The sequence below is a fragment of the Acidobacteriota bacterium genome (genome assembly GCA_016700075.1).
Lineage (GTDB): Bacteria > Acidobacteriota > Blastocatellia > Pyrinomonadales > Pyrinomonadaceae > OLB17.
In genome coordinates this window covers 596156-622566 of record CP065000.1, presented here as the reverse complement: position 1 = coordinate 622566, position 26411 = coordinate 596156, and the positions used below count along the sequence as shown (strand labels likewise).

General features: G+C 50.5%; 27 protein-coding genes. 18 read left to right on the top strand and 9 right to left on the bottom strand.

Features of this window, described 5'->3' with window-relative positions; genetic code table 11:
* Nucleotides 1–12 precede the first annotated feature (12 nt).
* The 9 genes from IPM50_02990 to IPM50_02950 all read right to left on the bottom strand — a co-directional run bounded on the left by IPM50_02990 (nucleotide 13) and on the right by IPM50_02950 (nucleotide 7065).
* On the bottom strand, nucleotides 13–771 hold the full coding sequence (locus IPM50_02990; GenBank protein QQS33565.1) for a hypothetical protein: 759 nt from the start codon (nucleotides 769–771) through the stop codon (nucleotides 13–15).
* A gap of 22 nt (nucleotides 772–793) precedes the next feature.
* On the bottom strand, nucleotides 794–1555 hold the full coding sequence (locus IPM50_02985) for a hypothetical protein (GenBank protein ID QQS33564.1): 762 nt from the start codon (nucleotides 1553–1555) through the stop codon (nucleotides 794–796).
* An 80-nt stretch (nucleotides 1556–1635) separates the two neighbouring features.
* Complete coding sequence (locus IPM50_02980) at nucleotides 1636–2046, bottom strand: PepSY domain-containing protein (protein QQS33563.1); 411 nt, start codon at nucleotides 2044–2046, stop codon at nucleotides 1636–1638.
* Between the two features lie 253 nt (nucleotides 2047–2299).
* Entirely contained in the window at nucleotides 2300–3028 is a 729-nt protein-coding gene (locus tag IPM50_02975) for a hypothetical protein (protein ID QQS33562.1), read from the bottom strand.
* 173 nt (nucleotides 3029–3201) lie between these two features.
* The gene (locus IPM50_02970) at nucleotides 3202–3711 is read right to left on the bottom strand and encodes a PepSY domain-containing protein (GenBank protein ID QQS33561.1); all 510 of its coding nucleotides are present in this window, start codon (nucleotides 3709–3711) and stop codon (nucleotides 3202–3204) included.
* Entirely contained in the window at nucleotides 3704–4258 is a 555-nt protein-coding gene (locus IPM50_02965) for a DUF1003 domain-containing protein (protein QQS34441.1), read from the bottom strand. Before IPM50_02965 ends, IPM50_02970 begins: the two co-directional genes overlap by 8 nt.
* Nucleotides 4259–4380: 122 nt before the next feature.
* Nucleotides 4381–5757 carry a heavy metal sensor histidine kinase gene (locus tag IPM50_02960; GenBank protein ID QQS33560.1) on the bottom strand — a complete coding sequence of 459 codons (1377 nt, stop codon included), beginning with the start codon at nucleotides 5755–5757 and terminating at the stop codon, nucleotides 4381–4383.
* Nucleotides 5747–6418, bottom strand: a complete 672-nt coding sequence (locus IPM50_02955) for a response regulator transcription factor (GenBank protein ID QQS33559.1) — start codon at nucleotides 6416–6418, stop codon at nucleotides 5747–5749. The genes IPM50_02960 and IPM50_02955 overlap by 11 nt, the downstream gene beginning before the upstream one ends.
* 317 nt (nucleotides 6419–6735) lie before the next feature.
* Entirely contained in the window at nucleotides 6736–7065 is a 330-nt protein-coding gene (locus IPM50_02950) for a hypothetical protein (protein ID QQS33558.1), read from the bottom strand.
* Nucleotides 7066–7081: 16 nt separating this feature from the next.
* Between IPM50_02950 and IPM50_02945 the strand changes: the two genes are divergently transcribed.
* The 18 genes from IPM50_02945 (at nucleotide 7082) to IPM50_02860 (ending at nucleotide 26410) form a co-directional block, all read left to right on the top strand.
* The gene (locus tag IPM50_02945; protein ID QQS33557.1) at nucleotides 7082–8236 is read left to right on the top strand and encodes a hypothetical protein; all 1155 of its coding nucleotides are present in this window, start codon (nucleotides 7082–7084) and stop codon (nucleotides 8234–8236) included.
* A 16-nt stretch (nucleotides 8237–8252) separates the two neighbouring features.
* A complete protein-coding gene (locus tag IPM50_02940) occupies nucleotides 8253–8669 on the top strand; it encodes a hypothetical protein (protein QQS33556.1) in 417 nt (138 codons plus the stop codon).
* A gap of 18 nt (nucleotides 8670–8687) precedes the next feature.
* Nucleotides 8688–10307 carry an AAA family ATPase gene (locus IPM50_02935; protein ID QQS33555.1) on the top strand — a complete coding sequence of 540 codons (1620 nt, stop codon included), beginning with the start codon at nucleotides 8688–8690 and terminating at the stop codon, nucleotides 10305–10307.
* Nucleotides 10308–10322: 15 nt separating this feature from the next.
* Nucleotides 10323–10721, top strand: a complete 399-nt coding sequence (locus tag IPM50_02930) for a DUF1257 domain-containing protein (GenBank protein QQS33554.1) — start codon at nucleotides 10323–10325, stop codon at nucleotides 10719–10721.
* 15 nt (nucleotides 10722–10736) lie between these two features.
* Nucleotides 10737–10928: a DUF2997 domain-containing protein gene (locus tag IPM50_02925; protein QQS33553.1), complete on the top strand. Its 192-nt coding sequence runs from the start codon at nucleotides 10737–10739 to the stop codon at nucleotides 10926–10928.
* Nucleotides 10925–11581, top strand: a complete 657-nt coding sequence (locus IPM50_02920; GenBank protein ID QQS33552.1) for a 4Fe-4S cluster-binding domain-containing protein — start codon at nucleotides 10925–10927, stop codon at nucleotides 11579–11581. The genes IPM50_02925 and IPM50_02920 overlap by 4 nt, the downstream gene beginning before the upstream one ends.
* 364 nt (nucleotides 11582–11945) lie before the next feature.
* Nucleotides 11946–12566 (top strand): hypothetical protein, encoded by a 621-nt coding sequence (locus IPM50_02915; GenBank protein ID QQS33551.1) that lies wholly within the window; start codon nucleotides 11946–11948, stop codon nucleotides 12564–12566.
* Nucleotides 12567–12597: 31 nt separating this feature from the next.
* Nucleotides 12598–14124, top strand: a complete 1527-nt coding sequence (locus tag IPM50_02910) for a TolC family protein (GenBank protein QQS33550.1) — start codon at nucleotides 12598–12600, stop codon at nucleotides 14122–14124.
* Complete coding sequence (locus IPM50_02905; protein ID QQS33549.1) at nucleotides 14121–14735, top strand: hypothetical protein; 615 nt, start codon at nucleotides 14121–14123, stop codon at nucleotides 14733–14735. The genes IPM50_02910 and IPM50_02905 overlap by 4 nt, the downstream gene beginning before the upstream one ends.
* Nucleotides 14735–16687 (top strand): efflux RND transporter periplasmic adaptor subunit, encoded by a 1953-nt coding sequence (locus tag IPM50_02900; GenBank protein QQS33548.1) that lies wholly within the window; start codon nucleotides 14735–14737, stop codon nucleotides 16685–16687. The genes IPM50_02905 and IPM50_02900 overlap by 1 nt, the downstream gene beginning before the upstream one ends.
* A gap of 24 nt (nucleotides 16688–16711) precedes the next feature.
* Nucleotides 16712–17491 carry a class I SAM-dependent methyltransferase gene (locus IPM50_02895; protein ID QQS33547.1) on the top strand — a complete coding sequence of 260 codons (780 nt, stop codon included), beginning with the start codon at nucleotides 16712–16714 and terminating at the stop codon, nucleotides 17489–17491.
* 12 nt (nucleotides 17492–17503) lie between these two features.
* Nucleotides 17504–18757: a cupredoxin domain-containing protein gene (locus tag IPM50_02890; GenBank protein ID QQS33546.1), complete on the top strand. Its 1254-nt coding sequence runs from the start codon at nucleotides 17504–17506 to the stop codon at nucleotides 18755–18757.
* A gap of 30 nt (nucleotides 18758–18787) precedes the next feature.
* On the top strand, nucleotides 18788–19147 hold the full coding sequence (locus IPM50_02885) for a cupredoxin domain-containing protein (protein QQS33545.1): 360 nt from the start codon (nucleotides 18788–18790) through the stop codon (nucleotides 19145–19147).
* A gap of 96 nt (nucleotides 19148–19243) precedes the next feature.
* A complete protein-coding gene (locus tag IPM50_02880; protein ID QQS33544.1) occupies nucleotides 19244–19699 on the top strand; it encodes a DUF305 domain-containing protein in 456 nt (151 codons plus the stop codon).
* A 93-nt stretch (nucleotides 19700–19792) separates the two neighbouring features.
* Nucleotides 19793–20164, top strand: a complete 372-nt coding sequence (locus IPM50_02875) for a hypothetical protein (protein QQS33543.1) — start codon at nucleotides 19793–19795, stop codon at nucleotides 20162–20164.
* A gap of 48 nt (nucleotides 20165–20212) precedes the next feature.
* Nucleotides 20213–22135 (top strand): copper resistance system multicopper oxidase, encoded by a 1923-nt coding sequence (locus tag IPM50_02870; GenBank protein QQS33542.1) that lies wholly within the window; start codon nucleotides 20213–20215, stop codon nucleotides 22133–22135.
* Complete coding sequence (locus tag IPM50_02865; protein ID QQS33541.1) at nucleotides 22132–23073, top strand: copper resistance protein B; 942 nt, start codon at nucleotides 22132–22134, stop codon at nucleotides 23071–23073. The genes IPM50_02870 and IPM50_02865 overlap by 4 nt, the downstream gene beginning before the upstream one ends.
* A gap of 46 nt (nucleotides 23074–23119) precedes the next feature.
* Nucleotides 23120–26410 carry an efflux RND transporter permease subunit gene (locus IPM50_02860; protein ID QQS33540.1) on the top strand — a complete coding sequence of 1097 codons (3291 nt, stop codon included), beginning with the start codon at nucleotides 23120–23122 and terminating at the stop codon, nucleotides 26408–26410.
* The last annotated feature ends 1 nt before the right edge of the window (nucleotide 26411 follow it).

The following is a 26411-nucleotide window of genomic DNA, read 5'->3' as shown; positions in this document are numbered from 1 at the left end:
TCTGGGCACTCTTCAATGGCCTTCCTCTGCGGCTTTTTGCGGAAAGACGTAGATAAATGCAACGATCAGGGCGAGCAGAACGGCCGACGCTGTGAAGCGGCTTAGGTTTAGGCCGCCGTGGTCGAGAGGTTTGTCGAGGAAGTCGCCGACGACGGCGCCGAGTGGTCGTGTAAGGATGAATGCAACCCAGAAAAGGACGACGCGCGATGCGTTTGTGAAGCGATAGAACAGGTACGTTATAAGCAACGCGGTTCCGAAAACTGCAGCGGCCACGAGATAGCCAAGATCCAAACTGTCAGCGAACCAATCACCGAGAGCTGTGCCCAATGTCTGCGAGAACATTATCGTCACCCAATAAAATATTTCAACCTTTGGCGTGTTCACGCTTTCGACCGAAACCGTTCCCATAACCCAACGCCAGATGAGCAGCGATGCAACTACGCAGGCGAGCAAGATCGCCGATCCGCCGGTGTAACCGATGCCCATATCTCGGGTTGCATAGTCAGCCATTGTCGTGCCGACTGTTGTTGTTGCAACGATTGTGAGCCAGTAAAGATAAGGATGAAACTTCGTCGCCTTTATCTGAACCGCAACGGCCGCGATAAAGACCAATGCGAAAATTCCCGTGCTTAGCAGATAGCCAAGATCGAGCGACATCGAAAGTGAATCGCCACCAGTTTCGCCGAGTGTTGTAGCGAAGATCTTGACTATCCAGAAGATCACCGTGATGTGGGGTACTTTGCTAATGAGCTTTTTAGATTCTGTATTCATTTCTTCCTCTTTTATTGCGAAATCAAAAGTCGACGCGAATACCGCCATAACCTATAAAACGCGGATCGTGGTTTCGCCGAATGCTCTTCCCGGCTGACAGCAGGAGCGTCAAATGCTTGTTTAGTCTAGCCCGCGTTCCAAAGTTATAAACGACTTCGCTTTGGCTGAGCCTCGCCCTTGGCCCTGTGCCGTGAACCTCGGCCATTACCTCAAACAAATCGTTGATCGCCCTGCCAACGATGAAGCCATAGGTCAGGTCGTCCGGCCCGCGCTTGAAACGGTAGCCGACATCACCGCCGACGCCGAATTTCCCAACCTTTGTTTGCCATTGCAGCGGCATAAGGAACTCGGGACCTTTCTCAACAAGGCCGCGACGAACCGACGATGTTGGATTGTTAAAGCTGATCTGTGGATAGATCGACATAGCAACACGCTGATTTTTCTTCTCATCGCGAAAGCGCCAGCGAACGCCGATATTTGTATTGCCCAAACCGCTCTGACGTCGTTGCCCGTTGCGGTGCAGCACCAGCCAGGGTATTTCGACCTTGAGTTGAGTGTGTTCACTTAGTCCGTAGTTGATGTCGAGGAGCGGCGTTCCGAATAGTCGCCCGTCAAAGCCTCGTTCGATAGTAAATGCGGTGTTTATTTCCCAGCGTCCTTTTGGCACGGTCTCGGTATCGTCCGTTATCATTGGAGGCCCGCCTTGTGAATGTACCGGATACGTCGAAAACACTAGAATCAGGGCGAAAAGCGGGAAGGTTAAAGCTGAGACTGTTGTTTTCATTTCTATCTCCAGATCAAATATTGGAATGGGCGGACTTTCTTATGCTGCTGATCTAAAAGACCGCCCTATTCCGAGTGGCGCTAGTTTTTCCCCTTTTTCTTCATGTCCGCAGCTTTCTCTTTGGCTTCGGCTTCGGCATTCTCCTCTGATTTATGGACGACCTTGCCGGTTTTGGCATCGACCCATATCTCGGTGATAGTGCCGGTTGCGTTGCGGATGTCGAACGAGTAAACGAGCTTGCCGTGCTCTTTCTCGAGCTCCTCGCTCTCGACCTTGCCATTGTCTTCGCGCAAGGCGATCTCGCGAGCCTGTGCAAGCGTAATCTTCGCCTTCTTTGCGAGCTTAGAGCTTGCCTTGCTTTCACGTTCGCCGCGTTCATTTTTCTCTCCGCGTTCTTTCTCTTGAGCAGAAACGTTTGCAACCGAAAGTCCAAACACGCCAAGGATCAGAAAAGAAAAGAGGGCGAATTTTGTAATTGATCGAGTGTTCATTTAATTATCTCCTTCGTAAATTACTCGCCATTATCGCGAGTTCACGAACAGGATAACTAAATGAAAATAAACAGAAGATTAACGCGGGAAACTATTTTGAGACTGGCTTTGATTTTGCCACGAACAATAAGAAACGGTTAGCAACCGAAGCCACAAACCGTATTTTCCCCTTGATTCGACAACTACTGGCCTAGGGCCTTAGTCGTTATCGTCGTCGCTACTAGCGTGACCGAATTGAAGATGAATCAAAGCTTTACTTCGTGAAGACCTTTTCCAAATTGTCAACCTCATCCAATATTGGGGTTGCAAGCTGTGCGAAATCGCTCGGTGTTTTTGCCTTTTCGATCTTTTCAACCAAAGCTCCGAAGGTTTTCGCCTCAACAGAGCCTCCGTGCGACTCAATGGTTGGAAACAATTTGTCCCAGGTTTGCCTTATATCTTTTGCTACGTTATTCAGCTTTGTCTGATCTTTCGCCGCAGCCCATATCTCCAATTCGCGCCCGTAATAGTCGAGCAATGTAACCTCAGCAGGCACTTGTGGTTTAAATGAGGCAGTAAGTTTTGCGGCGATCATTGTAATGCGATTTGAGTTCTGCATCGCTGTAGAGCGATCTTTCCTAGAAACTGCGTTTTCCAGTTTTGAAAGCGTCGATGCAACTTCGACCGTATCGATCTTGGTGGTTGCAGGATCTGTTTTAAGACCTTCGAGGGCTTTTTTGAGGCTGCTCAAATCAGCCATCGCCTTACCCCAGTCGTTCAGCTTTGCCATGTCGTAGATGTTTTCGCTGAAGTGCCCAATCTCTTCGAGCGGTTTCGGCACGTTGCTGACTACTGTTGATTTTGCCGGTGGCGAAGCCTGCGCCATCGGCGATGACGGCGGGGTCTGTGTCCGGTTCGCAGGTATTTGCGTCGAACATGCGGAAATACCGATTATTGTAATCCCCATCAGCGCGGCAATGAAACCGCCGCGCAACATCGTCATTCGGGTTGTCCCTTGCTTTCTTTTATTTCCTTGATTGTTATTCATTGTCGTTTAGCCTCCGGCTTATTTTTTCATTCAATTCATCTAATTTTGCTTCAGGGGTCTCAATGCGGTTTGCAGCCGAAGCCACAAACCGTATTTCCCCTTGATTTGATAACTACTGGCCTAGAGCCTTAGTCGTTATCGTCGTCTTCACCGTCGCCTTTCTCAGCATGCAAGACTTTGCCATTTCCAGCATCGACTTTTACGTCATGCTCGCCGTCGGCGGTTTTGATCTCGACGCCGTAAACGACATTGCCGTCTTCGTTTTCGAGTTCAACTTTCACGACAGTTCCCGGAACCTGCGCTAGTGCGGCACTTTTCGCTTGTTCGGGGGTAATCGTCGCCATGGATTGAAGGCGTGCGCTTTCGGCGACCTCGGCCTGATCTTCGACTTCCGACTCGTTAGCCTCGCCCTTTTCGCCTGTCTCGTTCGCCTCGTCATCTTCTGACGATTCGTTGGCTTCTTCGGACTCTTCTTTCTCGTTCTTGTCGTCGGCAACCTGAATGCTCGAACGATATTTTATCTTTTCGTCCTGACGTTCGTTGTCTTTGCCCGACTGTGCCGAGATTACGAAAGCCCCGCCAGCCGCCACAACGACAGCCAACATACCGATTAACATTGCGTTTACTTTTTTAGTCATTATTGTTACTCCCTTTTTTATTGGTATCTGCCGGTTTAGGTGGAATCCTTTTCCCGACAATTACAACTTTATAAAACCGTGGATTAACAGAAGATGAATGCGGGATTCTATTTGCCTTTTTCGATATTTCGATCAACTCAGACCATTGTGTTTCACGAAGCTCGTCAATCTTTTCGTGGAGCCGGATGATCTCAAGTTCGGATTTTAGGTTTACCTCGTAGTCGTGGGTAGCTTCGAGACGGTCTTTAGCGGCTTGTCGATTTTGCGACATCATGATTATCGGAGCCTGAATGGATGCTAGCATCGAAAGAAACAGGTTGAGCAAAATATACGGGTATGGATCAAAATCGTCACCATAGCGAGACAACACAAAGGTATTCATGGCGGCCCAAAAAAGCAGGATACAACCGAAAATAATGATAAAAGTCCACGAACCGCCAAACACGGCGACTTTGTCAGCGAGTCTCTGGCCGAATGTTCTATCATCTGCCTTTACATCAACCGGATATCTGGAAACGGTGCGCTTCTCGGCCACCTTCTGAATAATGCGTTTTTCGAGTTCCGTAACTTCAGTTCATTCCTTTTTAAGGAAGCGAGCCGCGATGTCTTTGATCTTTAGGTCATTCATAATAGGCCATCATGGAAATCAGATGAGTTTGACTTGAATAGTTAGACCGGAAAAGTAATAACGAACACATTCTCTTCGTTATCGTTTCGGGAATATTCCAGCTTTACATGGTGAAGTTCGGCAATTCGTTTTGCGATCGACAGGCCAAGCCCGGCGCCGCTCATCATTGTGTCGTTCATTTGAGTGCGGGATTTTTCGACGCGGTAGAATCGGTCAAAGATAGACTTTTGCTGATCTTTGGGAATCTCGTCGCCGGTGTTCGAGATAGTGACGGTATTTTGACCAACATTGATCTTGATAGAACCGCCGTCGACGTTGTATTTCACAGCATTGTCCAAAAGATTTAGAAACAAACGGCGCAAGAGAGCTTCGTCGCCCTTGATCTGTGTTTCTTCGCCGTTAAACTCGATGGTCAAGTTTCTTTTATTGGCGAGAGTGCGGATTAGGCGAACACAGTCGGAAACAAGCTCATCAAGGTATAAATTGTCGAGATTCGCTTTTAGGTTTCCGGAATCGGCTCTGGCAAGTGTGAAAAGGTCTTCGACGATCTTTGAGAGACGCTTGCTTTCATCATTAACCACGTGAAGGGATTCCTGGTAATCGGTTGAGCTGCGGCTGTCTTTTGACAATGCAACTTCGGATTCTCCACGAATAATGGCGAGCGGCGTCCGCAGTTCGTGCGACGCATCAGCCATAAATCTGCGCTGACGATCAAATTCAACATCCAAACGATCTAACAATTCATTAAATACTATCGCGAGGTTGCCGATCTCGTCTTTAGCATTGGCTACAGGGAGGCGTTCGTGTAGATTTGCGGCGGTAATTTGTTTTGCCCGGTCACCGATTGCGGCAATGGGTTTTAGACTCTCGCGAACAAGGAAATAACCGCCAAGACCTGCGAATAACAAAAGCAATGGAGCGATCAAATAAAATGTTCGGCGGATTCGAGCATCGAGGGCTATCTCATCTTCGAGTGAGTGAAAGACGTAGAGTTTGTAGTTGTGGTTTTCAACATGAAACGGCAAAACATGTGTCCGGAACGGCGTGCCTTTGATGGAAACATCGCCGAACTTCTCCTTGTCTATTGACGATAAATCGGACGGAAGTTTGTTTTCCGTTGTGGACGCGATAAATCTGTCGTCGTTTGTAAAGACTGCAAATTGGTAATCGCGAAACCGAAACTCGCCAAGAGATTCTTTGACAATTTCATCGGGTTTTCGTAGAGCTTCGCCGTCGTTTTGTTCTGCCTTGATCGACGCAGAGAGAGTTTGGGCCATCTCCGTCAGATTCTCATCCGTTTCCTGACGCAAGACACTTACGAACGACGAATATGTAATCAATGCGAAAGCGCCAACGATAAGCGCCAAAACGCAGATATAAAAAAGCGTGAGTTTTACGCGGATTGAGCTAAACATCATTCAAAATATAACCCGAGCCGCGACGTGTTTGGATAAGCTGAACATCATAACCTTCGTCAAGCTTGGTTCTGAGGCGTTTAATATAGACCTCAATGAGATTGGAAAACGGATCGAATGAATCGTCCCAAACATGCTCTGAAATTTCTTCGCGTCCAACTACTTTACCTTTGTTGATTGCCAGAAACTCGATGAGTGAATATTCCTTCGTCGTTAGTTCGATTTGCTTTCCGGCTCTTTGAACCGTTCGGGACATCGTGTCGATTTGCAGATCGGCGATGTATATTTGTGGAGAGCGAATTTCATTTTGCCGTCGTAGCAATGCACGCAACCGAGCAAGAAGCTCGCGAAACTCAAACGGCTTTGTCAGATAATCGTCCGCACCAATATCAAGGCCCGAAATTCTGTCGTCAATAGCATCGCGAGCAGTAAGCATAAGAACTGGTTGTTTACTACCATTTTCGCGAAGCTCGCGACAAACATCGAAACCATCCTTCTTAGGCAAATTGATGTCGAGGATAAAAAGGTCGTAGCTATTTATTGAAGCCATGTAAGTCGCTTCGTCCCCGTCGGATGCAATATCGACCGCATACGAATTTTCGCGCAGACCTTTCGCCACAAAAGCCGCGATCCGAATGTCATCCTCAACGAGAAGAACTCTCATGATTCGAGTTTATTACAGTTAAGATTAATAGAAGATAAATATGGAAGAAATCGTAGGTAGGACGCTACCCTGCACTCAACGCAAATCTGGACGACAAGTTTATGCTGCTGCAATCATGGTTATTCCTCAGCCCAATAGCAATGGGAGCTGGTTCATCCTATGAAACCCGCTTTGGTCGTTCTTGGCGTTATAGTCGTATGCGTAGCTGCAAGCGGTTCTAGCCAAACGGTTATTCTCATTGGTGAACCAAGCGGAAAAAGGATCAGTGCGGCCAGGATTAAACTGTTTAGTGATCTGACGGAGATTAAACACCTTTGTTAGGCAGGAAAAATGGAGCGGCTGCCAAGATGTGGAATGGAAACTAAGCAAGGCACCGCGAGCCTAAACAAATCGAGTTTGGTTTCGAAACCGAATTCACTGACTGCGGCGGTATTACAGAACATTTTTGGTCGAAGCTCGCCAACTAAAGCAAACGAGCGAGCGGTTCCAACAGTGATCTCCAGTACTTCGAGTTTAGTCGAAGGATCAGAGCCCTTCGAGAAGTCGAGGCCTTTTGAGAAAGGTGCTTCAGCTAAAAGCGTTTCGCCATCCGATTTAGCCCATGGCGTCCTCGCGCGAGTTGACGACAGGAAGAATAGAGCGGCCATAGAACTCGGGATTAGTGTGAATGAAGTTGAATCTCTTCCATTCGATCTATCGACGCTGGAAAGTGAAGGCATCTTCATGAACATCGATTGTCGAGGTTTCGGTAGTCTTGTTCGGCAACTGGAATGGAAAACTCTCGGAGTTCAGCTACCTGAGAATGCCGCGGTTAGAGTGAGTCCGCCGCGAGCTGGGTTGCTGCCTGATGTCTATCGGAATCGCCTGATGCGAGGAGCGGCCCAGGCTCATAACGCCCTAAGCAAATTCGGCTTCAGATTCACGCTCTGCGAAACCGTCTGGGGAACGAGCGAATACAAGTGGATTCCCTGGACCGCCTTTGAATCTTTCGAAAAGGCGTATCTCCAAGCCTGCGAAACGCTAGCAGCAGCAAAGAGTGAGGTTCTTTCTAAATACGACGAGATCCTCAACCTTCTTCAGGACAGCTTCTATCAGCTTGCGAGAGATTCTGCCGACAGGTTCGAGGCGACTAGCGATGAGCCTTTTGATAGAGAGGAGTTCGTCAATGCGGTTGCGGCACAAGCCATCGGAATGGTCCCGACACGCGAGATGATACGAGACGGCCTCGTGATAACAATGAAGCCGAAGGTGATCATTCTCGGATCGGAGATGATCGCCGAGCGAAACCTCGCAAAATCTCTTGCACTCGAAACGAGTCGAATCAATTCTGAGCAGACGAAGATTGATCTTGAGATCGACGCCCGACGCCGTATCGAAGAAATAAAGGTCAATGAGGTGACTGCGGAAACTCGGAGGGAACGAGAGGTGAAAGAGCGTATCCGCGAGATGAAGATCGAGGCGGCGATGCGAGAGGCAGAAGAGGCTGTTTCTCCGATCAAAGAAGGTTTTGCACAAATAACAGCGAAGATCTTCGAATCTGCATCAGAAATGGCAGAAAGAATGAAGGACGCAAAGTTTGTTTCCGGTTCATTAGCCAAACGAGCACGTCAGATGTGCGAATGGTATCAACTGATGAACTTCACCGGCGATACATCTCTCGAAAAGGTGCTCGAACAATTGCAGGCTGCGGCCGACCGAGAAGCGAAGCAGCGTTCGCCCGAAGAGATGCGGGCGGCGTTAAGCGATCTCTTGAGAATGACATCGGTTCACTCCAAGAAACTGCTAGATGAAAACCGTCTGACAGCTCTTGAGTTATAGATAAGAGGCTCTACCAATGGCAAACTTCGACCTAAGCAAATACATTCCCGTCCATGCGCGAATAGCGGAATTCTACGAGAAGTATCCGGATGGGCGGATACTTACCGAGATCATAAGACTTAATGAAGACAGCGGATTCGTGTGTATAAAGGCCGGAGCGTATCGGTCCCGAGATGACGCAGAACCCAGTTCTACTGGGCATGCCTTCGAGATCCGGGGGCAGGGGTATGTGAACACAACGTCCTTTATTGAAAACGGTGAAACAAGTGCTGTCGGCAGAGCTTTAGCTAATCTAGGGTTCAAAATCGACAACGGCATCGCGTCAAGAGAGGAGATGCAAAAAGTCGAAAGGATGACAAATACAGTGCCGCCGACCGGTAACAATGGACGAGATGGCCACAACGGACGCCTTGTAACACAGTCCGTTTCTTAGACTTCAAATAAACAAAACATGTCTGAAATAGAAGCCGGAGCCGACAGCATCCGCAAGTTCCTGCACGAGCTCGATATTCGCATTCGAGCCCGTTACCCGCTCATAGCTATCAATACATTCGAGGAAGACCGCGTAAGAGAGGCGTTGCTCGATCTTGTCTTTCAAGATCGGCATAAGGAAAAGCCTCTCTACTATTGGAGCCGCCCGAGCGGTCTACAGAAGGTCGTCGATCCGAAAGAGGGACTACTAAACACTCCGCAAACGATCGGCGATACGGAAGATCCCGAAAGCCTTCTTGGCTTTATTAGCGAACAGAAGACCGGCATTTTCCTGTTGTGTGATTACGCACCCTATATCTTACCCTATGGGCAGGAAGATCCTTTGCTGGTTCGACGTCTTCGTGAGATCGCCTGGAAACTGAAATCGACGAAAGCTACCGTTCTGTTCGTAGGGCCAAACTTTCCCGAACTAAAAACACTTGAAAAGGAAGTAACGCAGATAGAACTCGACCTTCCGAGGGAGTCGGAGATCGAAGATTCGATAGGACTTCAGTTTGAGAACCTTCGTGCCAATGGTCTCGATATTAGCCTCACGAAAGAAACTCAGGACGCATTGCAGCAGTCTCTCCTTGGTCTAACAGCAGTCGAGATCAGCAATGTAGTTGCGAAGGCAGTCATCAGTTGCAACGGTCTGAATCAGGACTCGATCAATGTCATTCTTGAAGAAAAGAAGAATGTCATACGCGGTAGCGGATCATTGACCTATGTGCATCCTGAACCGGTAAGCAACTTAGGCGGCTACCAATCGCTTCGAGCCATCCTCGAACGCGCAGCCTACACATTCAGCCCACGAGCAAAAGCACGACATGTCGAACCGTGCAAAGGCATACTGCTGGTCGGTCTTCCTGGTTGCGGAAAGGATCTCTGTAAACGTGTCGCTTCAAGCATCACGAACCGGGCTCTGCTAGATCTGGACTTCGGTTCGATCATGGGTGAGGGCGGCGGCGTCATCGGCTCATCCGCCATGTCGATTAAGCGGGCATTATCTATTGCAGGAACGATCAAAGGCATTCTCGGTATTAGTGAATTCGAGAAGGCTGTCTCAGGTATGAAGTCGTCGAACAAGACCGACGGCGGCGAAACGGCACGAACTATCTCTTATCTCCTTAATTGGATGCAGGACAACCAGGATGTTCTTGTATTCGCAACTGCCAACGATGTCCGCGAACTCGAATCCGAACAGTTCAGAATCGGTAGATTCTCATATATCCACTTCGTCGATCTTCCCGAAATAGAGGACCGAAAAGAGATATTCCGGGTTCACCTTAAGAAAAGAGCACTTGACGCCGAGCACTTTGATCTTGAGAAACTCGTAGAAAAGAGCAAGGACTTTTCAGGTGCCGAGATTGAGGGTGCAGTACAAGACGGGGTTCTTGAAGCTTTTATTGACGGTGACCGGCAGGCCGAAACCCGCGACATTATTAAAGCGGCCGAGAACATTACACCAACCGCTCAGATGATGAGCGAGAAGATCGAAGAGATCCGAAAATGGGCCCGGAACAATATCAAGGGCGTCGGCTCTCGAATCGATAATACCGGCCTTACCGCAAACCGCACCGAACGGATCTATGAACTCTAATTACGGAGAATTTCAATGAGTAAATACATGACATTCGACTCTCAGTCATTCCCGAATCGTGACCTGCTTCTCGAAGCCTTGTCCGAATGCGGATTCGCATCTCCAACTGTAGGAACTGACCTAGCACTTGAGGGATGGGATAAACGCGATCCACAAACGGCCGACATCGTGATCAGGCGTCGCGAGGTGCCTGGACGATCTCTTCTAGGAGACATCGGCTTTCGGAGAACGTCAAAAGGCTATGTTGCCGTTATCGACGATATGGATCTGAATCACCATCTAGGAAAAGATTTCGTGATCCGGCTTCAGAATAGCTATCACGAAGCGGCAGCAAGAAAGATGGCGAAGAAACTCGGCGGCACGCTCGTGAAGGAACGCAACGGCAAGACTCTCAAGATACGCATTGAATACTAAGGAGGATAGTCGATCATGCCCGAAATAGAATTTAAGATCGATACAGAGCAGGGAACCTGCGAAACCGAGATAAAAGGCTATCAAGGAGCTGCTTGTGAGAAAGCCGCAAGGCACCTAAAGGAAATTCTCGGTGATCCCTCCGCCGAAAGAAAAAAGCATGAATATTTCTTCAAGCCGCGCGTTAAACAGACGAGCAAACAAAGATGAGCAAAGAAATTACGTTCCTGCTTGAACCCGACTGTGGGAAATTAACGATCGAAGTCTCAGGCATTTCCCCCGATGCACTTACCGCTTTAAGAGACGACCTTGGTTCATCCCACAATGTGAATTGCGGAAAGCCTTCCAAAAGCGATTCCGATTTACCAACGGACCTTAATCATTTCTCGATGGATGCTCGAAATTCCATATGGCTTTATCGGATATATCACAATTCCGTAGTCGACGGTCCCGGTCGTAGAAGCGTAATTCAAGTTGCCGGATGTTCAATTCGCTGTCCCGGCTGTTACGTTCCCGAAACCCACAATCGACATAACGGGAAGTTGGTGTCGATTTCTTCAATTTTCGATGAGATCAGCTCAAAACGCCACGAGAATGACGGAGTTACTATCATGGGCGGCGAGCCGTTTGATCAGGCTAATCCCGTGGCTGAGCTTGTATCAAGACTAAAACGCCACAATCTCCACGTTGTAGTCTACACGGGCAATACCGTCGAGGAATTAATAAAAAAGAGAGACTCAAGTATCGATTACATACTCGACCACATCGATCTGTTGATAGATGGTCCTTTTGAATCATCATTAGCCTTTGATGCCGGGAAGTATCGAGGGTCATCAAATCAGCGTTTACTCCGACAGAAATAACTCACGCCACCAATGATATTTTGATCCCACTTTCGAAATCTGATAGTGGGCCTAATCACACCTAGTTCGGCCCTGCGGAATCTCGCAACATTGTAAACCTGTTCAATCAACCGTTTCTCTCGTCTTAATAAAGCGGATGTTCCCGCTCATACCTACGCTAGTTTAGTTCGCGCCACCTAACAATAATCACACCTATAGTTGGTATCTTTAGTCGATGGTGGCGATCACGTTGTAGGTGCCTGAAAACAGACAACCCCTGTCTCTTATTAGACATTCATTAGCCACCCTTCTCGCCAGATTCGCTTAAAAGCTCAGTAAAACTCACACAGCGTGGTTGGTATAGCTATTGCATCTGGCACGGAGTATGAGCGATCAAATTGCGCGGTTTGTTGGGGCTTTTATTTTGAGCAGCGTTCTGTTCTCGGTTATCTTGCCAGGCACGTCGCTGGCCCATGGTGGTGAGGATCATGGCGACCAGAAACCAAAGACTGTGGCGAATGCAAAGGGAATTGTTTCTCATTCGAGCCGGTTGGGCGATCTTGAGGTGATGGTAAAACATCCGGCGATCGAGCCGGACAAGTCAACGACCGGATCAATATTTATTACTAAATTCGCGACGAACGAACCGTTCAAATCTGCCGAGGTTAAAGTCGAGGTCGAATCAGCCAGCGGCTCTGTATTTATTGCAAAAGTTGAGCCGGGCGAACAGGCCGGTGTTTACAAACTCACGTTCCAGGCGATGCCCGACGGCGTTTATACGATGCGGGCAAACGTCACCCACGACGGCGAAACGGACACCGCAACATTTTCAGGCATTGATGTGAAACCGGCAGCCGCGGCCACGCAAGGCGCAGGCTCATGGGTTTCGAGCGCGTTGATTGGAGTTCTATTTTTTATAGTAGTTATTCTGCTGACCGGGCTTGTGTATTTCGTGTGGCGTTTCGCAGGCGGCACCGGAGTCAACGAGGAAGCACTTTCTGCGTGAGAACTGCGGAATCGTCTTTTACGAACAGCAAATGAGCACACCGGTCATTTCGAGGAACAGCTACAGGTATTTGACGATACTGGGCCTCGCCGTATTCATTTTGGTTAATGCCACTTCCCTGCGGGCTCAGCAGACGGCCGCATCGCCTGAACCAACGCCGGTTTCGTCACAGATATATATCGGTCAGGACGGATTGAACGTCGAGCGTTTGATCGAAAATGCAGGCAGCCGACGTGCTGACCTGCTCGCGGCCCGACAGCGTCTGGTTATTGCAGAAGGGCGGTTGCTTCAAGCGGGATTGCGGCCAAACCCGGTCTTTAGCACCGAATACGGAAGCCCGCGATTTCTCGCCGGCGAGTCCGAATACAATTTCTCTGCCGGTATTGAGCAAACTTTCGAGCTCGGCGGCAAACGGGGAAAGCGGCGGGCCGTTGCGGAACTCGAACTCCAACAGGTGCGGACCGAGATCGCCGCGATCGAACGAAGCATTGCGGTTGAGATTCGACGGGACTATACCAGGGCCATCGCCGCCGCGAGGCAGCTCGACGTTGTAGAAAGACTGCTTGTCGCCGACGCGGAACTTCTACGAGTAACCGAAGCACGCCTGAACGAAGGTGACGTCGCACCGCTGGATTTGAATTTGGTCAGGGTCGAAAGCGAACGGCTTCGCGTTCAGCGGATCGAGGCGAGAAACGAACTGGAGACGGCTCTGCTGCGAATTCGAACGCTGATCGGGTTTGATGTCGCCGAACCGCTGCGTCTCGCTCCGCAAAGTGACCGTCCGCCGCGACTTGATATGGGCCTGAGTGAACTAACTGCCAAAGCTCTTAACGATCGGGCCGATCTTCGGGCGGCTCGGCTCAGCGAACAGATCGGTTCGGCAAAATTAAGTTTAGCCCGGGCCGAGTCTTCGCCGAATGTTACGCCGTCAGTTCGCTTTTCACGCTCCAAGGTTTTTACGGATCTGCCCTCATCCGCTGGGGGTGGAATCGCAAATAATCTCGATAACGAGCTTACGTTCGGCGTTTCGATCGGGATTCCGGTGTTCAACCGAAATCAGGGCGGCATTGCCTCCGCAACGGGCGAACAGGTTCAGGCGGTGCGAAATCGTGAGTTCTTAGAGGCAACTATCAAGCGCGATGTCGCCGTTGCTTACAGCCAGTACCGGGCCGCAGCGGAAAAGCTTGTTCTTTTCACAACTCAGATCATGCCGCGGGCAGAGGCAAATTTACAGACAGTCAGGGCGGCCTACAACGCGGGCGAGTTTTCGGTCTTTGAGGTTGTGAACGAACAGCGTCGCCTTAATGAGAATGTCACTAACTACAACCGTGCTTTAGAGGAATATTACACAACTTTGACCGCACTTGAGGCGGCCGTCGGCGGAGCACTGCCGCCTTCCGCGTTTATGCCGGGTTCTACGTCAGTTCTGCCGGATAGCAATGCCGTTCCGGGACAGTTCAATAGGGAAGAATTTTTGAAATCGATTAATGAAAGCAAGACTGTGCGTCTGAGCAAATTGGTTACTACTAAAACAAAGATAGAAGAGGAGAAAAAATGAAAGCACTCATATTCGGAGCGGTTGTCGCGTCAAGCCTGATCTCGCTCGCATGTGGCGGAAGTTCCAACACCACCAGCAGCAACTCAACCGCCGCCGCGAACAAGGCACCGGCGAATACCGCCGCAGCGACCAACACCGCTCCTGCGAAAGCTGACGAGATCCCGGCAGCGGTGAAAGCGGCGCTTCCCGGCGCTCAGACCTTTACGGCCATGCACAAGGAGTTGACCGATGCTCAAGTCGCATCGATCGAAAAAGATACAGGTGGAAAGGTAACCGAAAAGGACCATCACTCGTATCCCGGATTCTCGACGGTGAACGGTGTGAGAACGCAGATCGGCGCAGTGACGCTGATAAAAGCTGGCGGCAAGGAAATTATTGTTATTTACGAGAACAAGGACGGATCGCCGTTGATAAAAGAGGTAAAGGCTGAGGGGGTCTCAGCAGCCTTTCTAAAACAGTTCACGGGTAAAGGCCATGATGACGATTTGCTGCTAGGAGCTGACATCAAGGCAAACGGGGCAAAAGAAGATGAGGCAAAAGCGATTACCGACGCGATAAGGATCGATGTTTTGTCTATGCAGGCTCTCTACGGCAAGGCACACGCACACTAATGTACTGGTCAACGACATTTATCACGCTCAGATTTCGCACTCTCGCCGTTGGCTTGGTCATGGCTTTGTTCTGCGTGAGTTCTGCCGCTGGTCAGGAGAAGACTGCTGCACAATCGGACCCGGTCTCGACAATTACGGCCGAACGGAGTGTTCAAAATGACAGCGGGCAGTTGAGCGTCGTCATTAAGCGTACGCCAGGAGATCCGCGCGTCGGAGAGACGGTGCATTTGCTCGTCTCCTTGTCTGAGATCGTGGCGGGCGGATTTGGTTCGGGGCCACTGCCTGTCGAGAAGGCGGCTGTCTCGCTAACCGTCACACGTGCCGATGGCTCGGCCGTTGCGGAAAATCTCGCAACGATCGAAGAAACTGGTGGATTCTATCGGAGTTCTTACCACTTTGACGGCCCGGGCGATTTCAAATTGGTTTTCTCGATCACTACCGAAGACAAGAGAGTCTTTACCGCAGATTTTCCTGTGACAGTCGCTCGTGCACCGATCCGCACTTCGTTCTGGATCGGGTTTTTAGTTCTTCTATTACTTTGCGGACTTACGGTCGCCGCGATTCTTTATGCTTTGAAAAGAAGGGGCGCGGTTGGCCTGCGACGAGGTGTTCCAGTCGTGGCCGCAGTACTAGCAGTTTTTCTTCTCGGTACGGCGGCTCTCGCGTATCTTCTGCCGCCGTCTCAAACTCGCGAAACATCAGCCATTCCGACCGCGGAGTTTTCGACTGCCGCTGTAAACGAACTGCCAAAAGGGACGACCATCACCGTTTCGAAGGAATCTCAGCTACTTTTTGGCGTAAAGACGCAGCCGGTCGATACGCGGCAGATCACGAGCGGGTTGAAAACGACCGGCGTTGTCCGTGCCCGGCCGGATGCGAAGGGAGTTGTAACGGCGCAGGTGCCCGGAAGGATCGTGCTCAATCAGTCGGTGTCTTTAGGTTCCGCTGTAGGTCGCGGCGAACAGATCGGTTTCGTCGAACAAGTGCTCGATGTGTCGGGACAGGCGGGTCTCGAGTCTCAGAGACTAGATGTGGAGGCTCAACAGCGGGAAGTTGAAGCCCGTAAGTTAGAACTGCGGAATACCGCTCTGGCCCTTCAGTCTCAACAGGCTCAAAGCCGGGCGGCGGCACAACAGGCGAGGACACGTCTCGCACAGGCCCAGCGGGAACTTCGAAGATCACAGAATCTTCTTGAGGTGGGTGCGGTTCCGCGAAAGAGAGTTGAGGAAGCCCAAACCGCCGTAAAGGTGATCGAGGATGAGATCACCTCGGCAGATAAACAAGTTAATCTGTTGGGCGACCAAATTCGAGCTGCTCAAGCGGGTCAGAGCATCTTTCGTTCGCCTACCGTACGACAACCGATCCGCAATTTCCCGCTGCTCGCGCCAGTAACAGGAATAATCGATCAGATAAACGCGACTAGCGGTCAGCAGGTAGCAAGCGGGGCAGACCTGCTGAGCATCGTGAACTTATCAACGGTCCTGCTCGAAGCTCAGGTATTTGAACGGGATCTGCCATCAGTTCGCGAATCGACACGTGCTAGTTTCACGTCGCAGGCTCTTGCGGGCGAGGTCTATACGATCGGTACGCCAGACGGTGACGGCCGCTTGATTTCTATCGGCCAGACTGTCAACGAACAGACACGCACGGTACCGGTGATTTATGAGGTCAAGAACCCTCTTAGCCGACTAAAGGACGGTAACTTTGTCGAGATCACCATAGATACGAGTGGCGATAGAAAAGTTCTGGCTGTACCAAAGTCGGCAGTCATTCGCGAGCAGGGCGAGACGTATGTCTTTGTATTTGACGGTGGTGAAACCTTTGAACGGCGATCCGTAGCCCTAGGGGCGGAAGGCGCCGATTTTTACGAGATAATTTCGGGATTAAAAGAAGGAGAGCGGGTAGTCGTTGAAGGGGTTTATCAACTGCGAACTACGCAGGCAGGTGAGTGAGTACGGGGACAGCCCATGCATGAAATGAACGAACAATCGCAAATTGCGTCAATAAATCGAAAAACGTATGCGAATGCCAAAGTGCTCGATTACTATGACGGACTCACCGAACTTTTCCCTGCTGAGAAGGTTCTTTTTGAACATCTGTGCTCGAAAATTGAGAATGCAAGAATTTTGGATATTGGAATCGGCGGCGGGAGAACAACCCACTACTTGTTACCGCGTGCTGCGGACTATACGGGGCTTGACTATGTGCCGGAATTCATTGAACGGGTTAAGAAAAAATTTCAGACCGGGAATTTCATAATCGGTGATGCCAGAGATTTGGGGGAGTTCAAAGATGAGACCTTTGATTTTGTCTTATTTTCTTACAACGGAATTGATGCCGTCTTGCACGAGGATAGGATAAAAATACTAAACGAAATGAACCGAGTACTGAAAAAAAACGGGGTCATAATGTTTTCGAGCCATAACCGTGATTACCGACGCTTTGGAAAACCGTATTGGCTTACTGAATCTAAATTCAGTTTATCGTTCGCAAAGAATCTACTGTCATACGTTTTCTTTTTACCCCGTCATCTGCAGATGAGAAGGCGAGAGGTGTCCAATGAAGAATACGCTATCGTCAATGATCACGACCACCGTTTTTCGCTACTTGTTTACTATATTAGCGTCGGCCAACAGATCAAGCAGCTTGAGGATATAGGCATGTCAGATATCAAGGCATACGACATGACTGGCGAGCAGGTGAACGCTGATACAGATTCTTTCTGGATATACTACTTGGCCACAAAAGTGATTTAGGAAAAAGGAACAATGAGAAAAATATCTATTTTTGGAATCCTTTTTACTGTTTCAACTATTGCCATCTTTTTGATCTCTTGCAGTGGCGGAGCGATCACGCAAAGCGACTCGAACGTCGGGAATACGGCGGATAGTTCTATCAATGGCGGTAGCGTGACAACTTCTGAGTCGGCTTACAAAGTTGTTTTCCAGACAGAACCTGGCCAGGTTCAGGCCGGTACCCCAGCAACACTGGTTTTTACTGTCAAAGACAGCAAGGATTCGGTTGTAAGGGACCTCCAGATCGTGCATGAGAAGCCGCTGCACCTTTTGATCGTTTCGAAAGACCTCGCGGAGTTTTATCACGTGCATCCGGAGCTATCACCGGATGGTTCGTATCGCGTTCAGCACACCTTCCCGAATGGCGGTGATTACAAGCTTTACGCGGACTTTACACCGCCAAACGCAAAGCAGATCGTAGAACGTATTGATGTCAAGGTATCGGGAACCGAGAGAGCGAAGGTAGCTCTCGTTGCGGATACAAAGCTCGAAAAATCGGTCGATGGCCTGAAAGTGACGATGAAACCGAGTGCGAAAATCGAAGCGGGACAGGAATTAACGCTTGATTTCGCGGCCTTCGACGCCGCTACCGGAAAGCCCGCGACCGATCTGCAGAATTATCTGGGCGAACTGGCCCACTTCGTCATCATCAGTGAAGACCTCGTTGACTTCGTCCACGCTCACCCGATGGCAAAGGGCGAAAAAATGGATCGGATGAATATGGCCGGCGATATGAAGGAAGAAGATCACAACGCCGACGGTCACTCGCACGGGGCAGATTCGAAAGAGGCTAATAGGCCGAGTGCTTACGAAGTTTCGGCACATACCGCTTTTCCACGGCCCGGGCTTTACAAGCTGTGGGCACAGTTTCAACGCGGCGGGAAGGTTATCAGCGTACCTTTTGTTGTCAATGTTCCGACAAGTTCGGCTAAACCGGTGAAGGCTGCAAATGTTCCTGCGGGAGCGACGAAGATCACTGTTTCGTCGAGCGGTTATGAGCCGTCATCTGTTTCGGTCGTCAAAGGCCAGCCTGTTAAGTTAGCTTTTTATCGAGCCGACTCTGAAAACTGCGGCGGCGAAGTCGTCTTTGCAAAGCAAAATATCCGCAAGAATCTGCCGGTCGGCGAAACCGTCGTGGTCGAATTCACGCCAACCGAAGCGGGTGAGATCGCCTTCGCCTGCGGCATGGATATGCTGAGCGGCAAAGTGGTCGTCACCGAAAACTAGATTTAGTTATTAGAAAAAAGGAGATCTTAAATGAACAAACTTAAATTATTTATAGCAGCAATCGCAATTATGATCGTCGCCGGCGGCGCGTTTTTCTTACAGACGGATGTCGTCGAGGCTCACACGCGAACCGTGAAGATCAAGATCGACAAGAACGGTTTTTCACCGTCGTCGATTGAAGCCGAAGCGGGTCACAAGCTAAATCTCGTATTCAACCGGGCCGACAAAAGTAATTGCGGCAGCGTTGTGGTTTTTCCAAAACAGAAAATTCGAAAAAATCTGCCCGTTGGCAAAGACGTCATTGTCAGCATCATGCCGACCGAGGCAGGCTCGATCAATTTTAGCTGTGGGATGGGGATGCACAAGGGCAGCATTGTCATTACCGACTAACAGTTTCGAGCGCGGCGGCCCGGACAGCGGCCACCCGCCAAAAACATTATCGCTTCGATGAGTTGATTGATTTGGAAAACCAAGGGAGGAACGGAAATGAAAAGTGGTTATGCAAAGTTCGCGGCTATGATCGCGACGTCAACAATCGTGATGTTTGGTTTAATGTACCTGAATACCTACCAAATGGACCATGTCTTTTTTAGTGAGACCAGAGCATATATGGCTCTCTACATGGGGGCGGTAATGGCGATTATTATGTTGCTGTTTATGCTCAAGATGTATTCGAATTGGCATATCAACGCGGGCATTTTGGTGGGGAGCGCTGTCCTCTTTGGATTATCTCTCTGGCTGGTTCGGAGCCAGGAAACGATCGAAGACGTTTCATGGATGAAAGCTATGATACCTCACCACTCGATCGCCATTTTGACGAGCTCGCGGGCCAACATTACCGATCCGCGTGTTCGCAAACTCGCCGACGAAATTATAGAAGCTCAGCGTCGGGAGATCGATGAAATGAAAATGTTGATCAAGGATCTTGAAAACAAGCGATAAGTCGATCAATTTGCGGTAACTTCGCAGATTGGATCGATTAGAAAATAAACAATACCAAATAGAGATTAGATTGAAATTAAGGGACAAATCTAAATGAGCGGCAAAAGCTTGAAATGGTTTGGGATCGGTTTGATCCTGGTAACGGGAATAATTCATTTTTATGACGCTCCCGATGCGTTCGGAGAAGCGACTTACAAAGGCATTTTGTTCGCACTAAACGGTATCGGCGTGTTTGTGGCGGCGTATGGAATCTTGCGCGGCGCGGCTTGGGGCTGGATTTTGGGTTTGTTGATCGCGGGCGGCGCGATTTTCGCTTATGTCGTCAGCCGGACCGTCGGGATGCCCGGGTTGCCGATTGACGATTGGCTTGAGCCACTGGGCATCTTGTCGCTGGTTGTCGAAGGCTTATTCGTGCTGCCAGCAATTTACGCGCTCCGCGTGGCGAATAAAAGAAATGTCACGTAAAAAAAGCTAAAAACAGCACAGTATTTATAGGTTGAAACAAGGGGAAATATGGAATCAATATTTTTTAACCGGCGCACGTTTTTGCAGGGCATCGGTTCAATCGGAGCGTTGGCGGCTTTGGAACAAATCGTTCCGGCTTATGCACGGACGGGGTTAGAAACGGAAAACGCCGCACAAATCGGTGAGGAATTGAGCGGCGAGGTGATAAATCTGACCATCTCGGAAACACCTGTGATGATCGGCAATAAAAAGGGAACGGCGAAGACAATCAATGGCACTTTGCCGGGACCCATCATTCGCTTGAAGGAAGGCCAGGACGTTACGCTCAATGTTACAAACCGTTTGAAGGAAACGTCATCGATTCACTGGCACGGCCTTCTGGTTCCGCCGGCGATGGACGGTGTTCCCGGTGTCAGCTTTGCCGGTATCGAACCGGGAGAAACTTTCGTCTACAAGTTTCGGGTCAAGCAAAGTGGGACTTATTGGTATCACAGCCATTCACCCGGTCAGGAGCAGGCGGGCGTATATGCTCCGTTGATAATCGATCCGGCGGGCACCGATCCGGTCAAGTTTGACCGCGAGTATGTCGTAGTCCTTTCGGACTGGAGCTTTATGTCCGAAATGGGCATGATCGGCAAGTTAAAAAAACAATCCGGCTACTTTAACATGCAGCGCCGCACGATGCGGGAGTTCTTGTCCAATGCAAAGGAATACGGTTTGAAGCCCACGTGGCAAAATTACACGATGTGGGCCCAAATGCGGATGGACCCGACAGATTTTGCCGACGCGACGGGCTCCGTTTACACATATTTGATGAACGGACGGACCACTGAATCGAACTGGACCGGAATATTTACGCCCGGTGAGCGTATTCGTTTGAGATTTATCAATGTCGGTGCGATGACCTTTCATGATATTCGGATCCCGGGTCTAAAGATGACCGTAGTTCAGGCCGATGGCCAAAATGTACAGCCCGTCGAGGTCGACGAATTTAGATTTGGTCCGGCGGAAACCTACGATGTGATCGTAACGCCGACCGAAAATCGGGCCTACACGATTTTTTCCGAAGTTCTCGATCGCAGCGGATTTGTCCGCGGCACGCTTGCCCCTCGACCGGGAATGAGTGCTGAAATTCCCGACCGCCGTCCACGACCGCTGCGAACGATGCAGAATATGGGGATGAGCATGGAAGGCATGGACCCGGCGATGATGAAGGTCGAGATGGGCGAGAATGCCAAAGCAGGCGGCATGCCAATGTCGATGGACAAGATGGATATGTCTACGGGCAAAAAGATGCAAATGCCCGAATCGAAACCGGCGGCCCCCCAGATGGACAAAATGGAAATGCCGAAAACCGATCATATGAATATGCCGGGCATGGACATGGGCAAGATGTCGGCATCGCCAATTCCGGGTAGCATGCCTGTCAAACATGGCCCGGATAAACACGGCATCGGGAATCAGATCTCACCCGAAACTACTGTCAGCCAGCTTGATAAACCGGGAATCGGACTCGGCGGCGACGGACGAAAAGTTTTGGTCTATACCGATCTCAAAGCCCTTGAAAAATTTTATGATACGCGTGAGCCCCAGCGGGAGCTCGAACTCCACGCGACCGGACACATGGAACGCTTTATGTGGTCATTCGACGGCAAAAAGTTTTCGGCGGCCGAACCTGTGCGCTTTAAATACGGCGAGCGTCTGCGTTGGACGTTTGTTAACGACACGATGATGGAGCATACGTTTCATCTGCACGGAATGTGGATGCACCTTGAGAACGGAATGGGCGATTATCTGCCGCGAAAGCACACGGTCATCGTCAAGCCCGCCGAGCGCGTTTCGGTCGCCGTCACGCCCGACGAACGCGGACCATGGGCTTTTCACTGCCATCTGATCATGCATATGGAGGCGGGGATGTTTCGTGTCGTCGTCGTATCTGATGAACTGCCGCCGGAGGAGAAAGCAATATGAAAATCCTAAATCAAATTGGTTTTCTGACGGCTCTTATTTTTACATCAGGAGCGGTATTCGTTTCCGGGCAAACTCCGACACCAATGGCAAGTCCGACACCGACTAAGATGGATATGGAAATGCCGACTCCAACTCCAACTCCGTCGCCGAAAAAGATGGACATGCCGATGGATATGAATATGCCGATGAAAGTACCGTCGCCAACCCCGATTGTTCCGGATAAAGACGAAGCGAATAAATCGCCGATTCCGCAGTATCCGCCACCGAAAAGTTGGGGAAAGCCAGTTGAGGACGAACTCCCGCATAGCTACATTCTCGTCGACCTCCTCGAATTTAGTCCAAAGCGTGGCGACAGCAATGTGCGTTGGGATACTCTGGCCTGGTACGGTGGTGACTTCAACCGCATCTGGTTGAAAAGCGAAGGCGAAATTAGCACCATCGAAAAAGACTACAAGATAGATCTTCAAATACTTTACGGTCGCTTTGTCAAAACATATTACGATTTTCAAATCGGCGGGCGAGTCCAGACAAACACTTTTCGCGGCAAGAACGCGACGCGTGTACAGGGAGTCGTCGGCATTCAAGGACTTCGCCCGTATAAATATGAAATCGAAGCATTGGCTTTTCTTGACCCAAAAGGCAATGTTTCGGGGCGTTTTACCGCATCGAGAGATTATCTAATGACGCAGAGATTGGTTCTTCAGCCGCGCTTTGAAACCGAACTGTCAATTCAGGAAGTCGAGCGTTTCAAAACGGGCAGAGGTTTAAATAACATCGGGTTGGGACTGCGTCTGCGCTACGCAATCCGACGCGAATTCGCACCATACATTGGCATTTCTTATGAGCGTAGTTTTTTCAGCACTGCCGATCTCATCAGGCAGGATGGCGGCAATCCCAGCCAAATTCGATTCGTAATGGGCGTGCGGTTGTGGCGCTGAAAGATGGCGGCGATCCCGAAATATAGGCGGTGGATAGAGAACATAAATGCTCAACGGAATCATCAAATGGTCGTTAACCAACCGGCTGATCGTCGTCGCGATCGCTTCCCTCTTGCTTGTATGGGGAAGCTATATTGCGTTCAACCTTCCGGTCGATGTATTTCCTGACCTAAACAAACCTACTATCACGATTCTGACGGAAGCGAACGGACTGGCTCCCGAAGAGGTCGAGACTCAGGTTTCCTTTCCGATCGAAACCGTGATGAACGGTGTTCCCGGTGTCTCACGTGTTCGCTCGGTAAGCGGCGTTGGGTTATCGATCGTTTACGTGGAGTTTGAATGGGGCACGGACGTTTATCGGAACCGGCAACTCGTTTCGGAAAAGATAATCGCAGCGCGCGAACAACTGCCGCAGGGCGTCTCGCCGTTTCTCGCGCCGATCTCCTCGATCATGGGCGAGATCATGCTTATTGCCGTATCGAGCAAGGATGGAGCGACCGACCCGTTAGAATTGAGGACCCTAGCCGATTGGACAATCAGACCCCGGCTACTGACGATCACCGGGGTCTCGCAGGTAATTCCCATCGGCGGTGGAGTGAAACAGTATCAGGCACTCGTTTCACCCGAAAAGCTACGGCAATTCGGAGTTACGATCGAAGACGTTTCAACGGCACTCGAAAAATCGAACATCAATTCCACCGGCGGTTTTGTAGATGCGCAGTCGCAGGAATATCTCGTCCGCAATCTCGGCCGGATTTATTCGATCGACGAACTTAAACAAACAGTAGTCGCTTATCGAAATAATACTCCGATCCGACTCGGCGACGTAGCAACAGTTGAGTTCGGGGCGAAGATCAAGCGCGGCGAGGCAGGAACGAACGGCAAGCCGGCCGTCATCGTGTCCGTTCAGAAACAGCCGGGAGCAAGTACGCTTGACCTGACCAAACAGGTTGACGAGGCTGTCGCGGAGCTGCAAAAAACGCTGCCGCCGGATGTCGAGATTAACCCAGAACTATTTCGGCAGGCAAACTTTATCGAAGCATCGATCGGCAACGTTGCCGAAGCACTGCGTGACGGAGCGATCCTGGTCGCGATCGTGTTGTTCTTGTTCTTACTCAACTTTCGGACGACGTTCATAACGCTCACGGCGATCCCGCTTTCCTTTATTGTAACTTTTCTAATTCTTTATGCTTTCGGCATCAGCGTGAATACGATGACGCTCGGCGGCTTGGCGGTCGCGATCGGCGAACTCGTGGACGACGCGATAGTTGATATCGAAAACATTTTTCGTCGCCTGCGCGAGAATCGTCTGCTTGAGAATCCTCGTCACTCGCTTGAGGTTGTTTATAGAGCATCTCTTGAAGTTCGGTCATCGATCATCTACGCCACTGTTATCGTTGCTCTCGTCTTCATCCCGCTTTTCGCCCTGTCGGGTGTCGAGGGTAGATTGCTTGCTCCGCTTGGCCTGGCGTACATTACGGCGCTCGTAGCATCTTTATTCGTGAGTCTGACGGTTACTCCCGTTCTCGCCTCTTACCTTTTGCCGCAGATGTTCAGGCGGAAGGATGAGAAGAAGCAGAGACGAATAGACGCCTCTGACGATGAAACCGAAGAGCCGTCATTCTTCTCCAAGATCGCCGCCCGTTTCCGCGACGACGGAGAGCACGGAGACAGCTTTGTCGTACGCCGCCTAAAGGCGCTCGATTCACGTCTATTGCATTGGACCCTTCGGCATCCTTTTAAGGTCATACTTGGCGCGGCTTTAATCTTTGTCGCAACTATGGCGACTCTGCCGTTTGTCGGCACGTCGTTCCTACCCGAGTTTAATGAAGGTACGCTGACCGTTAACGTTCAGGCCCAGCCCGGAACGTCGCTGGCGGAATCAAGTCGCATCGGGCAGATCTCAGAGAAGCTTCTGCTTGAGGTGCCCGAGGTAATTTCCACCGGCAGACGAACCGGGCGAGCCGAGCTCGACGAACATGCCGAGGGCGTTCACTACACCGAGATCGACGTTGATCTTCGGAAATCGGACCGCTCCCGCGAAGAAATTCTTGCCGCGATTCGGGAAACGCTAGCGGTTGTGCCGGGCGTAACGACGAATGTCGGGCAGCCGATCTCACATCGTCTTGACCATTTACAGTCGGGCGTCAGAGCGCAGATCGCCATCAAGCTATTTGGCGATGACCTAGCGACATTGCGATCCAAAGCGGAAGAAATTCGCAATACGATCCAGACTGTTGAAGGTGGGACGGACGTTTCGATCGAGCGACAGGTTCTGATCCCGCAAATTCGATTTAATGTAGACCGTTCTAAAGCCGCGCAATATGGGCTGCAGCCTGGCGAAGTTACGCAAACGTTGGAGACCGCACTCAACGGGCGCACCGTCTCGCAAGCCATCGAAGGAGCGCGACGTTACGATGTCGTCGTCCGGTTTGACGAAGCGTCGCGTAACAGTCTCGACGCCCTAAGAAATGTGACGGTCGACGCTCCGAACGGAACACAGATCCCGATCTCTGCGGTCGCGTCGATCGAGAGCATCCCCGGCCCGAACCAGATCCTTCGCGAAGACACAAAACGCCGTATCGTGATCGGGGCGAATGTCGCAGGACGCGATCTGGGTTCGGTTGTCGCCGATGTTCAAAGCCGCGTGGCGAGTCAGGTCACGCTCCCGCAGGGCTACTTTATCGAGTACGGTGGGCAATTTCAGGCGACTCAGGAAGCGACACGAACGCTTTCGCTGCTTACTATTTTTTCGCTAATCGCAATCTTCTTTCTGCTTATCAAGGCTCTCGGTGATTGGCGTGTAGCTCTGCAGGTGATGATTAACATTCCGCTCGCATTGATCGGCGCGGTTTGGGCACTGCATCTTTCGGGCGGAGTGTTTTCGATCGCGACGATGGTCGGCTTTATCTCGCTCGTCGGCATCACTTCGCGAAACGGAATTATGATGATCTCGCACTATCTTCACCTGATGAGAGAAGAAGGCGAGGAATTTACCGAGAAGATGATCATCCGCGGTTCGCTTGAAAGGCTCGTTCCGGTGCTGATGACGGCCCTGACCGCAGGGCTATCGCTAATCCCGTTCATCCTCGCCGCCGACGCTCCGGGCAAAGAAATTCTACACCCGCTCGCGGTCGTCGTCCTCGGCGGCATCCTGACCTCGACCCTGCTCGACCAACTGGTCACGCCCGCCGTCTTCTACAAATTCGGCAAACATTCCGCGGATCGGGTCATCGCCGAGCGAGACGGAATCGGCGGCAACGCTGACTGGGACGCCGAAGGTTCAACTTCGGGCAGCACACGGCCGTTTCCGCCCAAGCCAATTTTGAGTGATTAAG